The 13,166-nt window shown below is 56.2% G+C and carries 14 protein-coding genes and 1 pseudogene; 7 read left to right on the top strand and 8 right to left on the bottom strand.

Going from position 1 to position 13,166, the window contains the following annotated elements; all coding sequences use genetic code 11:
• Positions 1 to 57: 57 nt before the first annotated feature.
• The 4 genes from ACSQ2W_RS03775 to ACSQ2W_RS03760 form a co-directional block, all read right to left on the bottom strand.
• On the bottom strand, positions 58 to 1,041 hold the full coding sequence (locus ACSQ2W_RS03775) for a zinc-dependent alcohol dehydrogenase family protein (protein WP_436087667.1): 984 nt from the start codon (positions 1,039 to 1,041) through the stop codon (positions 58 to 60).
• 88 nt (positions 1,042 to 1,129) lie between these two features.
• The gene (locus tag ACSQ2W_RS03770) at positions 1,130 to 1,453 is read right to left on the bottom strand and encodes a TraR/DksA family transcriptional regulator (protein ID WP_436085054.1); all 324 of its coding nucleotides are present in this window, start codon (positions 1,451 to 1,453) and stop codon (positions 1,130 to 1,132) included.
• A gap of 183 nt (positions 1,454 to 1,636) precedes the next feature.
• Positions 1,637 to 1,954 (bottom strand): chaperone modulator CbpM, encoded by a 318-nt coding sequence (locus ACSQ2W_RS03765; RefSeq protein WP_436085053.1) that lies wholly within the window; start codon positions 1,952 to 1,954, stop codon positions 1,637 to 1,639.
• The gene (locus ACSQ2W_RS03760; RefSeq protein WP_436085052.1) at positions 1,951 to 2,871 is read right to left on the bottom strand and encodes a DnaJ C-terminal domain-containing protein; all 921 of its coding nucleotides are present in this window, start codon (positions 2,869 to 2,871) and stop codon (positions 1,951 to 1,953) included. Before ACSQ2W_RS03760 ends, ACSQ2W_RS03765 begins: the two co-directional genes overlap by 4 nt.
• 636 nt (positions 2,872 to 3,507) lie before the next feature.
• Between ACSQ2W_RS03760 and ACSQ2W_RS03755 the strand changes: the two genes are divergently transcribed.
• A complete protein-coding gene (locus tag ACSQ2W_RS03755; protein WP_436085051.1) occupies positions 3,508 to 4,242 on the top strand; it encodes a hypothetical protein in 735 nt (244 codons plus the stop codon).
• Between the two features lie 158 nt (positions 4,243 to 4,400).
• On the opposite strand, the gene ACSQ2W_RS03750 is transcribed toward ACSQ2W_RS03755, so the two are convergent.
• Both ACSQ2W_RS03750 and ACSQ2W_RS03745 read right to left on the bottom strand, forming a co-directional pair.
• On the bottom strand, positions 4,401 to 4,970 hold the full coding sequence (locus ACSQ2W_RS03750; RefSeq protein WP_436085050.1) for an ImmA/IrrE family metallo-endopeptidase: 570 nt from the start codon (positions 4,968 to 4,970) through the stop codon (positions 4,401 to 4,403).
• Between the two features lies 1 nt (position 4,971).
• The gene (locus tag ACSQ2W_RS03745) at positions 4,972 to 5,316 is read right to left on the bottom strand and encodes a hypothetical protein (RefSeq protein WP_064829867.1); all 345 of its coding nucleotides are present in this window, start codon (positions 5,314 to 5,316) and stop codon (positions 4,972 to 4,974) included.
• A 127-nt stretch (positions 5,317 to 5,443) separates the two neighbouring features.
• Between ACSQ2W_RS03745 and ACSQ2W_RS03740 the strand changes: the two genes are divergently transcribed.
• The 4 genes and pseudogenes from ACSQ2W_RS03740 to ACSQ2W_RS03725 all read left to right on the top strand — a co-directional run.
• The gene (locus ACSQ2W_RS03740; protein ID WP_064829868.1) at positions 5,444 to 5,719 is read left to right on the top strand and encodes a multiubiquitin domain-containing protein; all 276 of its coding nucleotides are present in this window, start codon (positions 5,444 to 5,446) and stop codon (positions 5,717 to 5,719) included.
• Positions 5,694 to 6,869, top strand: coding sequence for a ThiF family adenylyltransferase (locus ACSQ2W_RS03735; RefSeq protein WP_436085049.1), 1,176 nt, complete (start codon positions 5,694 to 5,696; stop codon positions 6,867 to 6,869). The genes ACSQ2W_RS03740 and ACSQ2W_RS03735 overlap by 26 nt, the downstream gene beginning before the upstream one ends.
• A gap of 131 nt (positions 6,870 to 7,000) precedes the next feature.
• Entirely contained in the window at positions 7,001 to 7,279 is a 279-nt protein-coding gene (locus ACSQ2W_RS03730; RefSeq protein ID WP_436085048.1) for a DUF6527 family protein, read from the top strand.
• Positions 7,280 to 7,750: 471 nt separating this feature from the next.
• Positions 7,751 to 7,900: pseudogene (locus ACSQ2W_RS03725) on the top strand (IS3 family transposase); the annotation flags it as partial.
• 209 nt (positions 7,901 to 8,109) lie between these two features.
• Here ACSQ2W_RS03725 and ACSQ2W_RS03720 read toward each other — a convergent pair.
• Both ACSQ2W_RS03720 and ACSQ2W_RS03715 read right to left on the bottom strand, forming a co-directional pair.
• The gene (locus tag ACSQ2W_RS03720; protein ID WP_436085047.1) at positions 8,110 to 8,730 is read right to left on the bottom strand and encodes a hypothetical protein; all 621 of its coding nucleotides are present in this window, start codon (positions 8,728 to 8,730) and stop codon (positions 8,110 to 8,112) included.
• A 163-nt stretch (positions 8,731 to 8,893) separates the two neighbouring features.
• Complete coding sequence (locus tag ACSQ2W_RS03715; RefSeq protein ID WP_436085046.1) at positions 8,894 to 10,759, bottom strand: DUF262 domain-containing protein; 1,866 nt, start codon at positions 10,757 to 10,759, stop codon at positions 8,894 to 8,896.
• 125 nt (positions 10,760 to 10,884) lie between these two features.
• Between ACSQ2W_RS03715 and ACSQ2W_RS03710 the strand changes: the two genes are divergently transcribed.
• Both ACSQ2W_RS03710 and ACSQ2W_RS03705 read left to right on the top strand, forming a co-directional pair.
• Positions 10,885 to 11,454, top strand: a complete 570-nt coding sequence (locus ACSQ2W_RS03710) for a hypothetical protein (protein ID WP_436085045.1) — start codon at positions 10,885 to 10,887, stop codon at positions 11,452 to 11,454.
• An 84-nt stretch (positions 11,455 to 11,538) separates the two neighbouring features.
• Positions 11,539 to 12,612 carry a DUF4917 family protein gene (locus ACSQ2W_RS03705; RefSeq protein ID WP_436085044.1) on the top strand — a complete coding sequence of 358 codons (1,074 nt, stop codon included), beginning with the start codon at positions 11,539 to 11,541 and terminating at the stop codon, positions 12,610 to 12,612.
• The last annotated feature ends 554 nt before the right edge of the window (positions 12,613 to 13,166 follow it).

Below are 13,166 nucleotides of genomic sequence, written 5' to 3'. Positions count from 1 at the left end.
CCATCACGCGTGCAGGCAAGCGGCCGTTCGGAAATCGAAACAGCAGGCGGTTCCTCGTCAGGGGACGAGAACGGCCGCGCCGCTGACCCTGCCGGCCCGAAGGTCGGCAAGAGCGGTGTTCGCGTTTTCGAGTGGATAGACAGTTGTGTGCGTGCGTACTCCGGCTTGCTTGGCGACCGCGAAAAATTCCCGTGCATCCTGACGTGTCAGGTTTGCTACGGAAACGAGTTCCCGCTCGCCCCAAAGCACGGCGTAAGGCATGGCGGGGATGTCGCTCATGTGGATGCCGGCGCAGACCACGCGCCCGGCTTTGCGCACCGCCTTGAGCGCTAACGGCACGAGGCTGCCGACGGGCGCAAAGATGATTGCGGCATCGAGTGGGTCCGGTGCCGGCTCATCCGAACCACCGGCCCAGGTGACACCAAGCTCGAGGGCGAAGCGCTTGGCCGCTGCGTCATCGGGACGGGTAAATGCATAGACCTTCCGCCCCTGCCAGATGCAGACCTGAGCGATGATGTGTGCCGCCGCGCCGAAACCGTAAATCCCGACCTTTCGACCGTCACCGGCCCGCTTCAGCGAGCGCCAGCCGATCAGGCCGGCGCAGAGCAGGGGCGCTACCGATACGGCATCGGCTTCGAGGTCGAGATCGAACGCATAGTCCGCGTCCGCAATGGCATGCGTGGCGAAGCCGCCATCGCGGGTGTAGCCGGTGAACAAAGGATCATCACAGAGATTTTCCGCATTCGATCGGCAATAGGAACATGTCCGGCAGGTATGGCCGAGCCAGGGCACGCCGACGCGGTGGCCGATTCTTATCGCGTCAACATCGCCACCGACCGCCTCGACGATGCCGACGATCTCGTGGCCCGGTATCAGCGGCAGCTTCGGCTGAGGCAGGTCGCCATCAATCACGTGAAGGTCCGTGCGGCAAACGGCGCAGGCTTCGATCCTTATTCGGATCTCACCGGCACGCGGCAACGGAAGCGGCCGCTCGACCGCCAGCAGCGGCCCGCCAATTGCTTCAAGGACCATTGCTCGCATTGGCATGGGCCTTTCGTGGATTTCGGTAGAACCCTGCCCGGAAGGGGCGATGGCCTTCTATCCGATAGTGCCTCGGTCTTGATTTCGATCAGGCGGCATTACGTGAGCATTCCACGCAATAAGGCGTGAAAGGCAGGGCTTCGAGCCGCTGCTCGCCAATTTCCGCTCCGCAAAGGACGCACCGGCCATAGGCACCACTGTTTATACGATCAAGCGCGGATAAAATCGCCTTCAATTCGTCGTGGCCGGTCCGTTTCATCGTCATGAGAACTTCGTCGTTCTCTGTTTCGATCGCCCGGTCGGCACTGTCGGCATCCAGTTTTTTTCCCAGGTCGCTTTCAATCGCCGCCAGCCGCCGCTCAATGCCGCCACGCCGATCTTCGAGACCTCTTTTGATCTCTGTAATATTCATTTTTCTTCTCACTCGATTTCGGTCGACTGAAGCCTGCGATACCTTCTGCATGCGATGGCTGCGACCGTCCGATTGCTATTCTAGCATATGTATCGCCGGGAATTGCCTATTGACCTGGATCAAAAACGCGCATCTCGTTTTTTAATGGCAACGCACTCTTCCGTCTGTCATGGCCTCGCTTGGTCAGTTGTTGCGATCAACAGAGCGGACAATCTTGAGCTGTGTTTCTTCGTCCTGCTGGCCGAGTGCAGCCAGCAGGTCTCGCAGGATGCGCCGCAGGCTGTGAAGCTGATCCACGAGTTCCATGACAAGATCCACGCCCGCCTCGTTGACACCCATGTCGCGGGTCATCTCGATGATCAGCCGGCCGCGTGCGAAATCGGCATCGCGAAATTGCGGTTCGGGGCCTGTCGTGTCGGGAACAAGCCACCCCTGCTTGATCCACACGGCAAGCACTGGCGCGTCGATCTTCAGCTTCAGGCAAAATTCAAGCTCGTTCATGGTGCCGCCCCCATGCTCTTTCTCGGATCCTGTCTGCTTGCCTCGGACCACTCTCTCATGAGAGCGATGAGGCGCGGATCGGGCGTGTCGGGCAACACGATCTTCAGGATTACAAAGAGATCGCCACGGCCGCCGCCCCGCTTCGGCACGCCTTTATCCTTCAGACGCAAGATCTTCCCGCTGTTGGAATACGGGGGCACCGTCAGTGTCACCGGACCGGTTGGGGTCGGCGCGCGGATTTTGGCGCCCAGGACCGCTTCGTCCAGCGAAATTGGCAGTTCCAGGCGAATGTCGTCGCCGTCGCGCTGGAAGAAGCGGTGCGGCGGCACATGAACCTCGATGAGCGCATCGCCCGGAGGCCCGCCGCCAACTCCTGGCTCTCCCTTGCCGCCAAGACGCAACGTCTGTCCATCACGTGTACCTGCCGGGATTTGAACGTCAAGGGTGATGCCGTCCGGCAGCATCACGTGGGTTTTGGCGCCGTTTACGGCATCGAGAAAATCAACCGCCATGGAGAAATAGCGATCTTGTCCTTTCGAACGGAATTGCCCACCGCTCGTGCGACGCGAAAAGAAAGCGGAAAAGGGATCTTCCGTTTCGCCAAAATCGGCAAAGCTGGCGCTGTTATGATAAGGATCGCTGGGACCACTCGCCGACGCATAGTCACGGTAATAATGGCGCGGGGCCTGCTCGGCACCCGACATATCGATCTCGCCGCGATCAAATCGAGCACGTTTCTGCTCGTCGCTCAGCAGTTCATAGGCTGTGGAGATTTCCTTGAAACGCTCCTCCGCAGGTCTGTCGCCCGGATTGAGGTCTGGGTGATGTTTCTTCGCAAGCTTGCGGAATGCGCTTTGGATATCCTTTTGTGTGGCGTCCCGCTTCACGCCCAAAATGTAGTAAGGGTCGTGTCTCATTCAACCTCTCCATGGAATAGCGTTATCGGGGCATCAACGGACTATAGGCTTTGCCCGCGTTGCACGCCAATCCGAACTCGAGCCTGCGAGACGACGTGCGTTGGCCGAGATGGCCGCATTGAGCGTCTCAGCCCATCGCCACCAACGTTACAAGCATTGGGGTTATGTCGTAACTTATTGAAATTTAACAAGGAAAGTGGCTGGGGAACCTGGATTCTCACATGATTTCAATGGCTTAACAAGATCGCCTTGAAATCCCCTATGTTTTCCTGCCGCGAGCGACCGTGGATGCCACCTTTGTGCCCTGGCTTTGGGCCTCAGTCAACAGGACGGGCGAGCGGCAATAATTTCCGCTCTAGTGGCGAATTCGCGAGCAGGTGACAAACCACAAAGACGTCCGCTTTGCGCCCACATTTCTGTCGTTCAAGCCATGCCATTCAGTTATCGTAGCGGTCACCGAAAAGAGCAGGGAGCGTCGGGCCCGTCGTGGGCGTGAGGATGATTTCGAGAGGGAAAGGTAGGGACCGTCAGGACCGCAATGTTATCAAATGCCGATACGGGAAATATGCGTTAAGAAATCGGTGGCTCGTTCTGCGGCAGGCATGCAGAAATGTCAGTGTCCCGAGGAGGTTGCCGATGAAGAGCAAGAAAATACCCAGTGATATTGCCGCCGCCATCAGGCAGTCGGCAATCGATGGCTGGGACGATGATGCCGCTATGGTTGCCCACACTATCGAAACCGAAACAGCCGCCTATCTTGAGCTTGAAGCGCTGGACTTCGGGACTGCTGCCAGCTTTCGTGAAAGCATCATTGCCGCTGTCTCTGAGATTTCCGAGGGCTGGGACGAGCGGCTGTCCATGGCCAAACTTGAAATCGAAGCTTTTCAAGAACTGCATGCCGCCAGGTTCGACGGTGTGCCCGCCAAAGAAATCTCCCGACTGAAAAATGAAGCCGAGCAGTCATTCCCCGATGACTTCACGGGGCAGCGCGATCATGTCGTGGCAGGCGCCCGGCGATTTATTTACGTCAGGGATCTTCGGGCGAGGATCGAGCCGATCAAGAATCTGCTGATCGATATGGAAGGCATCATCGGAGACGAATGCTACAACGCCAATATCCAGAACTACGGCCCAGGGGGCATCTGGGAAGGTGAAGGGCGGTCGTTCCGATATCCCGTGAAATTCGACAAGGGCGACGAGAGCTTAAAGCGCCGATACGTCCCTGCGGACATCGATCCGGAGGTGCTGATGACGGGACGCTATCAGTTCGGCAGCAACGAGCTGGGCATCTTTCGGGCGCTGGTCAAAGTTGTCGAAATGCTGGAGCGTGACTACGGTCTTCGCATCACGGACGCCAACCGCAAAAAGTGAGGCGGGCCTGCGCGGGTTAACCGACCCGAGGCCAGGCGACGGGGAAAATCGGGGGTGAGCGGGTGAAGGCTTTGGCCGAGCGGCGGGCGGTCACGTTTGAATGGCCGGATCAGCGGTCGCTTGAGACGCAGTCCGGGCCCGGATCGTTCGGGTGACGATCAGGAGCTTACCAACGATGAACGCCCCGCTGCCCCCATGCGGCGCTGGTGGATCGTTTGCGCGCCGCTCACGCGCAAGCGGAAATCCAGCATGGGTTTGCTGACCCCATAGATGCCCTGAGCCTGATGGTACAATCCATCGAGCATGATCCTGTTGGCGGCTTCGTTCGTGATCAGCAGGACGCCAGCGAGAAAGTTTGCTTCCGCCTCCATTCCCCCGTCGCGCGAGCGGTCACCGTTCTCAAGGAGAGGCGGTGCGCACTCGTGGCCGATGAAGCAGTGGGCGAGCTCGTGGCAAATGTTGCTGCGCTGCCGGTACGGGTGATGGCGATCGTTGTGCACGATCGCGGTGGCAAGGCCACGCGGCACGGTGACTGCCGAGAAGGCATCCTGATGCTCCCCGAGAAACGGACTTTCGGGTTCGACGTCACTCAATTGGAGCAACTCGATCTCGAAATGGGCGCACACGGCGATCGGGTCGATCGGCGCGTGTGGCGACAAGTCCATCTGTTGCCGGACCCGAAGTGCGATGCGGTTTGCTTCCGCCTTGAACCCCCGCCTGAATCCCAACTCAGCTATCCTTCAATCTGTTGTAAGTGCTGACGACGATATCTTCCATTAGCTTGGCTTTGTCCGACGTCAGTTTCGGGTCGGCGCGCAAGAGGGCCGTGATTCGTGCGATCGGCTCTGGTTCGGTTGCTTCCGCGCCCTTTATGAACATCTCTGCCTTTAGGCGGGACCAGGCGAGCAGCGCAGCCAGCCCATTTACGTCCGGCTTCGCGCCCTGGCCCATGCGGGTCAGGGTAGAGGCATTGATACCGGCTTCCGCCGCCACCTCTTTCCACGTTTTTTGTCGGCTTAGACGTGCCGCATTGAGGGCCGCAAAGAACGCCTCGTTGTCGAACCTGTCGGTCATGTGCTCTCCGTTGCGATATAGCAATTAATTGTGATATTGCAATTTTGTTCCTCCTTTGATAATATCAAACCAGTTGCGATTTCGCAATTGTCCTGTCGACCGGCAATGTTGCCAGAAAGGAATAACCATGGCCCAGCCTGAAGAACGTCCTGCCCCCGAACCGAAATCCGTTACGATTATCGTCAACGGTCGTCGCAAGTCGGTTCCCAAGAACGATGACCTGACCTTCGCGGAAGTCGTCGCGCTCGCCTTCGAAAACCCGCCAACCGGCGACGGCGTGCAGTTCACGATCCAGTACACCCGCGGGCACGGCAACAAGCCCGCCGGGTCCCTCGTCGAGGGGCAGTCCGTCAAGCCGAAGGAAGGGATGGAATTCGATGTCACGCCGACCAATCGCTCGTAGCGCGGACCTGCTCCGCCTCCAGAACGAAGGGTATGACCTCGAAATCCGGGGTGGATACCTTCTCGTTCGTAACGTGCCCTACGTCACGTCCCAGGCTGCCGTCCGCTATGACGGCATCCTGATTTCTACGCTGGAAATGTCCGATGACGTGACCACCGCGCCCGGCGATCACCGGGCGTTCTGGACCGGTGAGCACCCGTGCCACAGCGACGGCCGGAAGATCACATCCATCGAGAACCCGTCCGCCGCCCAGAGCTTTGGCAACGGGGTGCAGGCCGACTTCACCTTTTCGGCCAAAGCACAATATCGCGACTATCACCACAAGATCACGACCTATCTCGGGCGCATCACCGGTGAGGCGACGACGGTCGACCCGCAGGCGACCGCACTGACTTTTCCCGCGATTGTCGCCGAGGGTGACGGTGAGGTCTTCAAGTATGTCGACACGGCGACGAGCCGCGCCGGTATCGGGGCGGTCAACGAGAAGGTTGCCGGCCTGAAGATCGGGATCGTCGGCCTTGGCGGGACCGGCAGCTATGTGCTGGACCTCGTCGTTAAGACGCCCGTCGCCGAGATTCATACCTTCGATGGCGACGTCTACTCGCAGCATAACGCCTTTCGCTCACCCGGCGCGCCCGGTCATGAAGAACTCACGGCCAAGCCGAAGAAGGTCCATTACTTCAAGGCCATCTACGATAAAATGCGGCACGGCATCATTGCCCATGATGTCTACCTGGACGAGACGAATCTCCATCTTCTGAATGGGCTCGATTTCGTCTTCGTCTGTGTCGATCGCGGAACAGTGAAAGAAAAGATCGTCGAGCGCCTGGTCGTCAACGGCATGTCGTTCGTCGAGGTTGGCATGGGCGTCATGTTGGTCGACGGTAAGCTCTGCGGCATTGTTCGTACGACGACGAGCACGGCCGAGACGCGGACTCAGGCAGCGCCGCATATCTCCTATGCGGATGGTGATGGCGGGGCAAACGAGTATGTCAGCAACATCCAGATCGCCGAACTGAACGCGCTCAACGCGGCGATTGCCGTGGTTCAGTGGAAAAAGCTGTTCGACTTTTATCAGGACACGCGCGAGCAATATTACACCGGCTTCGGCATCGCCGCTGGAGGCATTGTTTATGAAGGTAGCAAATGACCCGGATCTACCAGATAAGACCTGAATTCGTTGAATTCATCCCGGAGGATCTTTCGCTGGGTGTCTTATACATTTCGAGGCGATATTCGACGGCCTCGCATCGGTGCTGCTGTGGCTGCGGGCTGGAGGTGGTGACGCCTCTGAACCCTGCCAAGTGGCGGCTTGTCGAAAGCGTCGGGTCCGCGTCCTTGAGCCCTTCGGTCGGGAACTGGAGTTTTCCCTGCCGTTCGCACTACTGGATCACCGGCAACCAAGTGCGATGGGCCGCAGCCATGTCGGCAGAGAAGATTGCGGCCGTGAAGGCGCGCGACCGGCGTGATGTCGAGGCGATGGTGCTGCAGCCGCGCGGGCTTTTCGTTCGGTTCATCGATGCTGTTGCGGCGAAGGTTGCCGGTTGGTTCAGACGTTGATGGACCAGGGCTGCAGTGACCGTACTTGACAAATTGAACCTGGCTTTGGGCGTTGCCCGTAGCATCTGCCTCGCTGGAAGTTCGCAGGGTCTCCGCTCATGCGGGTGGCGATCCTTTGCGTGGTTGCCCTGGCTTTGGGCATCAGTCAACCCAGGCGTGTTTACCGGCAATAATTTCCGCTTTCGGACCTCAAGTCTGCAGCCATGCGGCCATAAAGAACCCGGCAGTTTTGCGCCCCGTTGCGGTCTTAGGGCATACTCTAGCAGAACTCCGATAGACGACACACGAACGCCAAGCGACACTCAGGTGAGAGCAAATAATGAACCGTGAGCCATCAACTGTATGTCGACGAGAGTTGCGAGCTTGGTGAGCTTTGCAAGTTCACTTTCGCTTGCTTCACGCGGCTTGCGTGCGATGACGCAGAGAGAACCGACGCCTTCATCAGTTTGACCCCCCACATAGAAGCGGACCGGCCGGATGACACCTGCGGCGTTCGCTCATACCATCAACCCGCGACGTGATGAGGTGCTGCGCAGCCGAAATGGCTCCGCACCCCAACACGTCGCTACCGCCCCGAATACAGAAGCCCAAAACCGCTGGAGCAAACTCAAAACTGGATAAACTTGGGGGCAAGGTCACGGAAGAACGCAAACGGGCAAGGTCATCGGGAGAAAAGTTCAAATTCTGTCAGGTGCGCCAAATTTTCGTAACGATTAAGAAGACTGGGAACTTCGCTTCATTGGTAAGTTCAGGAGGCGCAACCAGCCCCACTTTGACTTGGACCACAAGCGTATCCACAAGCGTACCGCCGGGTTAATTACGATCGGAAGCTACAATGCAGCTCGCCCCCAGTCGAAGGCGACAATCACCTGAAAGAACGTCATCGCGGTAGGGACGAGAAGTATCAATATGCCGGCGCAGTATGATAACAGTGCGACCAACCTGATCTTCGGATACGAGACATTGAGGAGCCGATAGAGCTCGCCCATCGGATCCGCCAAGCTATTTGGATCGACATTGCGTCCTTCCCCATTGTAGTTGAAGTTGGACGGGTGGCGAGCGAGCGGCTCGGCCTCGGTCCCTAACTTGATCAATTTCAACAGATAGTCAAGATTTCGAGGCTGGCAGAAGTAAACCTTCTCAGCCTCGAAGAAGGCGGCCGCCGAATCGTACTTCTTGATCAACGCCGGACACTTCAGGCCGTACAGCGCCGCACCTATCGCAATCAAACAGCAGCCTAAATACAGCAAAAGGAGTCGCAACGAAGGGCCGCAACTGGCCGGTCGGCAAAAATCGGTATGTAGGCTGAGAAACTTCACGATCTCCCCGTTGAAAAGCAGGAGATAGCCGACCAGCGGCACCGCGATGGTAGCCTTGGCGATGGTTAAATTCCCCAATCTTCGCAAGACGCTCCAGCGCGACTGATGATCAAGCGATGCAATTGCCCTCATTTAGCTCCCCTTGCTTCGGATTTGCTGGCCGTTACCACAACTTGATATCGCCAGTCGGGCCATCAAAGCAGAGACCTACTAGACGAAGATCTATAAAGATGGCCGGCGGGTAACGTTGATACCTTGGTCGCCGAATTGCGGCAGATAGCAAAGTGTTTACCGATCACCGTCGCCAGATTTCGATAGCGCGTCCGAACAAGCTCTCAGCTCTAACCGCAATCGCTGCTTCGTCCCAGTGCTCCACTTCAAACAACTGCTGGTTCAAGGGCAAGAGTGAGTGCTTCATCATCTCTGGCTTCTTTTCAAGCCAGCCATAGTTCTTCTGGGCGGAATTCAGCGACGAGCTTAGGATAGTCAGGTTCCCGAGCGTCTGGAGAGCCGTCCCGCGTTTGCGCGTCGCTTCGGCGCGTGGATCGTTTGCTTGAGCAGAATATAGATCGAAAAACGAAAGTCCCTTCGTGCCGTCTGACAGAGGCCAGTGGCCTATCCAATCCTGCGGCATTATATGCTCGACAGTTGGCTGTTGTGCGAACGACAGTGCCTCAGATTTGGACGACATGAAGGTTTGGTTGATCCGACCAAAAATATGAACGAGCTTCGGACTGTTCAGCGATCCGTAGAGAGGTTTGGTAAGCCACGATTCCTTGAACGCCACATCGTCCGGCCAAAGACCAGAGTCGCCAGTTTGGTCAAGCAATGCACTCCGAAGGGCTGTCGAGGTGAACCCATCTCTGCGTAGGTTTCGTGTCAGGGAGAGAAATATCCTGTTGTAGTTTTTAGTGCCCAAATCGCAGACGGCGCGGCGCAGTAGATACGACTCAAGGATGGCAGAGATCCGTACCCACTCTTCGTCGTCAACATCCGCGCTCAAAAGAGCCAGCAAAAATGGATAGGCTGTCCTAATATCAAAGGCGTCCATGAACCGGCATAAGTCAGCAATTTTGTCGCCTGGCTGCGGATCTATGATGCGTCGGAAATCTGCTCCTTGCTTAGAAAGCGTCGCGAGCTCCTCATTGATAGTCGGGAACGGTTTTTGTGCTTCAATCCAATGCCGGTATTCGACATACAAATGCTTAATGGGGATATCACGGCCCTGATGGCTGGCAAGAAAATGCTGCATAAAAAGATCGCTACGTGGGCGAGTCAGGCGGCCTTGCTTGACTTCCTCGCGCCAGAACTCTTCGTCAAACCCGGCCCAATATTGCTTATAAACGGCCTCGACGTCCAAACCTTCCCGGCCCGCTCGGAAGAAGATGTAGTTCCGCAGCAGATCCGCAGGAAGGAGAGGTTCGCCGCGGGCGTTGAGAGTTTCGAAGATCACCTGCGGATCATCATCTTTCTGTAGGTCGATCACGACCACCATCAAACCACTTCTAAGTGTCTGGAAACATTCATCGACACGGGCCGAGAGAGGATACGTTTCCGCAAGTGGTAGATCGCTGTCTTCGCCAAGGAAGAAGCTTTTCAACTGCTCATAGAAAAATAAATAAGCCTCAACCATCCGAGGTCTCGGATCTGGTTGACGCGCGTAAGGTCTTTTGTGAAGCGGATTGCGCTTGAGAACCTCCTCTCGAGACCCCGAGCCGATGACGTCGGTGAACTGCTTGCGATCAAGCTGCGTGGGCCAGACCTTGAACCGGTCGACATCGGCGTCTGCCATCATGCCCGTATTGAAGAGAAACTTGTCGCATTCCTTGGCGAGCTCTTCACAACCTTCGCCTCGGCAGAAATCGCGATATGCTGCTAGGAAAATCTGCAGCGTGGTTAGACGCTGCTGTCCATCGATTACCTGCCGGACAACCACATGGCCCGTTGGCGTCTGCTTCTGGTCGAGGACCATCGCGCCAAGAAAATGAACCGGCGCATCTTTTCGTCTATCCAACGCCTCGGTGAACTTTCGTTGGATGTCCTCCCACAGAGGAAGCCACTGATGCTCTTCACTCCAAACGTACTGCCTCTGAAAGAGGGGCACCTCAAGTCGTTGCTTAGCGTCGAACACGGCGAGAAGGGATGACTTGTGGACGTCCATGTTTCCTCCAAAAGCGGCAAAGGTAACCAAGAAAATTAAGTTGCGTAGAGTAATAGATACAACTACATGCTTAGTGCAATGGCGGATGGAAGTTGTCGTTGATTTTCGCTGTATGGATGCAGGATATGACCGAGACAGCCGCTCTGATCAATGCAGTTGCAACGCTCCTAGGTGCCGTTGCATGGCCGGTGGCAGTTTTCAGCATCGTCGCTTTGTTGAGGAAGCAGATCGTCGAACTCATCAGCAGAGTCGAGAACCTAAATATGGGGGACAAGTCGATCAAGTTTCGACAGGCAGCCATCTCCGGCGTCTCTGAAGCCGTCGAACAACTCGCCGAGTCGCATGAACTAGATGTAGCAACCGAGACGGCCGTTCCTATCGACGACATTATGAAGGAACTAATCGAGGATGACCCCCGCACAGCCATCTTGACGCAGTGGGACCGGGTCCAACGAGCCTTGACCAATCTAGCGGCTCGTCACGGCGTAGATATCGACTTACGCAGCATGCATCGAACGGCGCTAGTCCTGAATGGCGCAGGACTTATATCGGATGAGTTGGGCGCTGCCCTAGAAGAACTCTATAAGAGTTGCAAATACGCACGGCGTGTGTACGAGTTCGATTTGCCGCAAGGAACGGTTGAAGATTATGTCCGAGCTACTAACGATGCAATCAGCGCGCTGAAAAAGGCTTGAATGCTCAAGCGCTGGCCGGGTGACGCATTGTATTGTTCTACTACCTATCGCTGATCAAAAGTCTCAAAATGCTGGGGTATTGGAGTGGTCGATCTTCTAAGCTTTACAGAGGCGATTACTGACTCCCGCCAATTTTCTAAACGACATCTGTTGCTTGGCAACGGGTTCAGCATCGCGTGCTGCCCTGACATTTTCCACTATGGTTCACTTTTCAGCGCTGCAGATTTTTCCAAAAATCCAGAGCTCGTCAAGGTTTTCGAAGTTCTCAAGACTCAGGACTTCGAAGTTGCGATTAAAAACCTCGAAGCCGGCGCACTTTTAACAAGCATATATACGCCTGGTCATGTTGACGCTGCCGCTAGCATGCAGGCCGACGCCAATGCTTTGAAGGAAATCCTGCTTGCCGCCATCGCGGGAAACCACCCAGATGTTCCCTCTGAGATTCCGAACGACAAGTTTTGGGCATGCCGTCGTTTTCTAAGTCTGTTTCTGGGACGACAGAATGACGGGCAGGTTTTTACGCTGAACTATGATCTACTCTTGTATTGGACTTTGATGCATGAGGACAACCCATTTTCAGAAGTCGTTGATCTCGCCACCAACGACGGTTTTGGAAACGATGAAGATGATCCATCGGCCGACTATGTCGTGTGGCAAGGCGAAGTCAGCGCACATAGCGCAAAGGTTCATTTTTTGCACGGCGCGCTACATCTCTTTGATGCGGGCACCGAGCTCCAAAAATACACATGGGTTAGGACCAACGATCGACTGATTGACCAGGCGCGCCGAGCGATCAACGACAACAAGTATCCGCTGTTCGTGACCGAGGGATCCAGCGCGCAGAAGAAAGCGAAAATCCGGCACAACGCCTATCTCTACCAAGGCTTCAAGCAACTTACTGCGAACGCCCAACAGGGAAAGCATTGTTTCTTCGTGTTGGGCCACTCGCTGGCAGACAACGACGATCATATTTTGCGGCGGTTCGGAACCGGGCGTTTTAGCAAACTGTATGTCAGTCTTTTTGGAAATCCGGCCGCGCCCGGAAATCAACAGATCATCGCCAAAGCAAACAGACTGGCAGCTATGCGTCTCGATAGGTTTCCGCTCGAAGTTGCATTCTATGACGCTGCTACGGCGAATCCGTGGACCTATCCATAGCGGCCGCCACTCGCCCGCCTATCGCGTACCGAAAATAATTTCCGGCCCCACTTGAAGATAGCGGGCTAACTTTGCCCTATTGCAATCCAGGATGGAGCTTCAGCCTTTACATGCTGAAGCTGGTCATCCTACTGTCCCCCAAAATGAGCCCTCGTGGCAAAAGATAATAATGGCGACCTCGGCTTCACGGCCGAGCTTTTCAAGGCTGCGGACAAGCTCAGGGGCAATCTGGAGCCCTCGGAATACAAGCATGTGGCGCAATGCTCACATCCCAAAGAAGGAACATTACGTCAAACAGGTGTTCCACACTCATGAGCAGCCACAAGCAGCATTTCCTTCTTTGAAGTCAAAGAAATAAGAGACATGATTTATCGACGCCACCTCGGTCTAAACCCTTCCGCGGGTGGTAGTCCGGAGGACGCCTGGAAATATCCTCCGGCCAACTTCTAAGGCTCACGACGGCGACGAGTCCTTACTCCCAAAAGTCCGTTTTTGATCTGCAGGCGATCTTTGGCCGGTCGAGTGTTGGGGATGCCAATGAGCTCGGCGCCTAG

The sequence above is a fragment of the Pararhizobium sp. LjRoot255 genome, assembly GCF_964252905.1.
Lineage (GTDB): Bacteria > Pseudomonadota > Alphaproteobacteria > Rhizobiales > Rhizobiaceae > Pararhizobium.
This window is presented reverse-complemented; position numbering and strand designations above follow the sequence as displayed.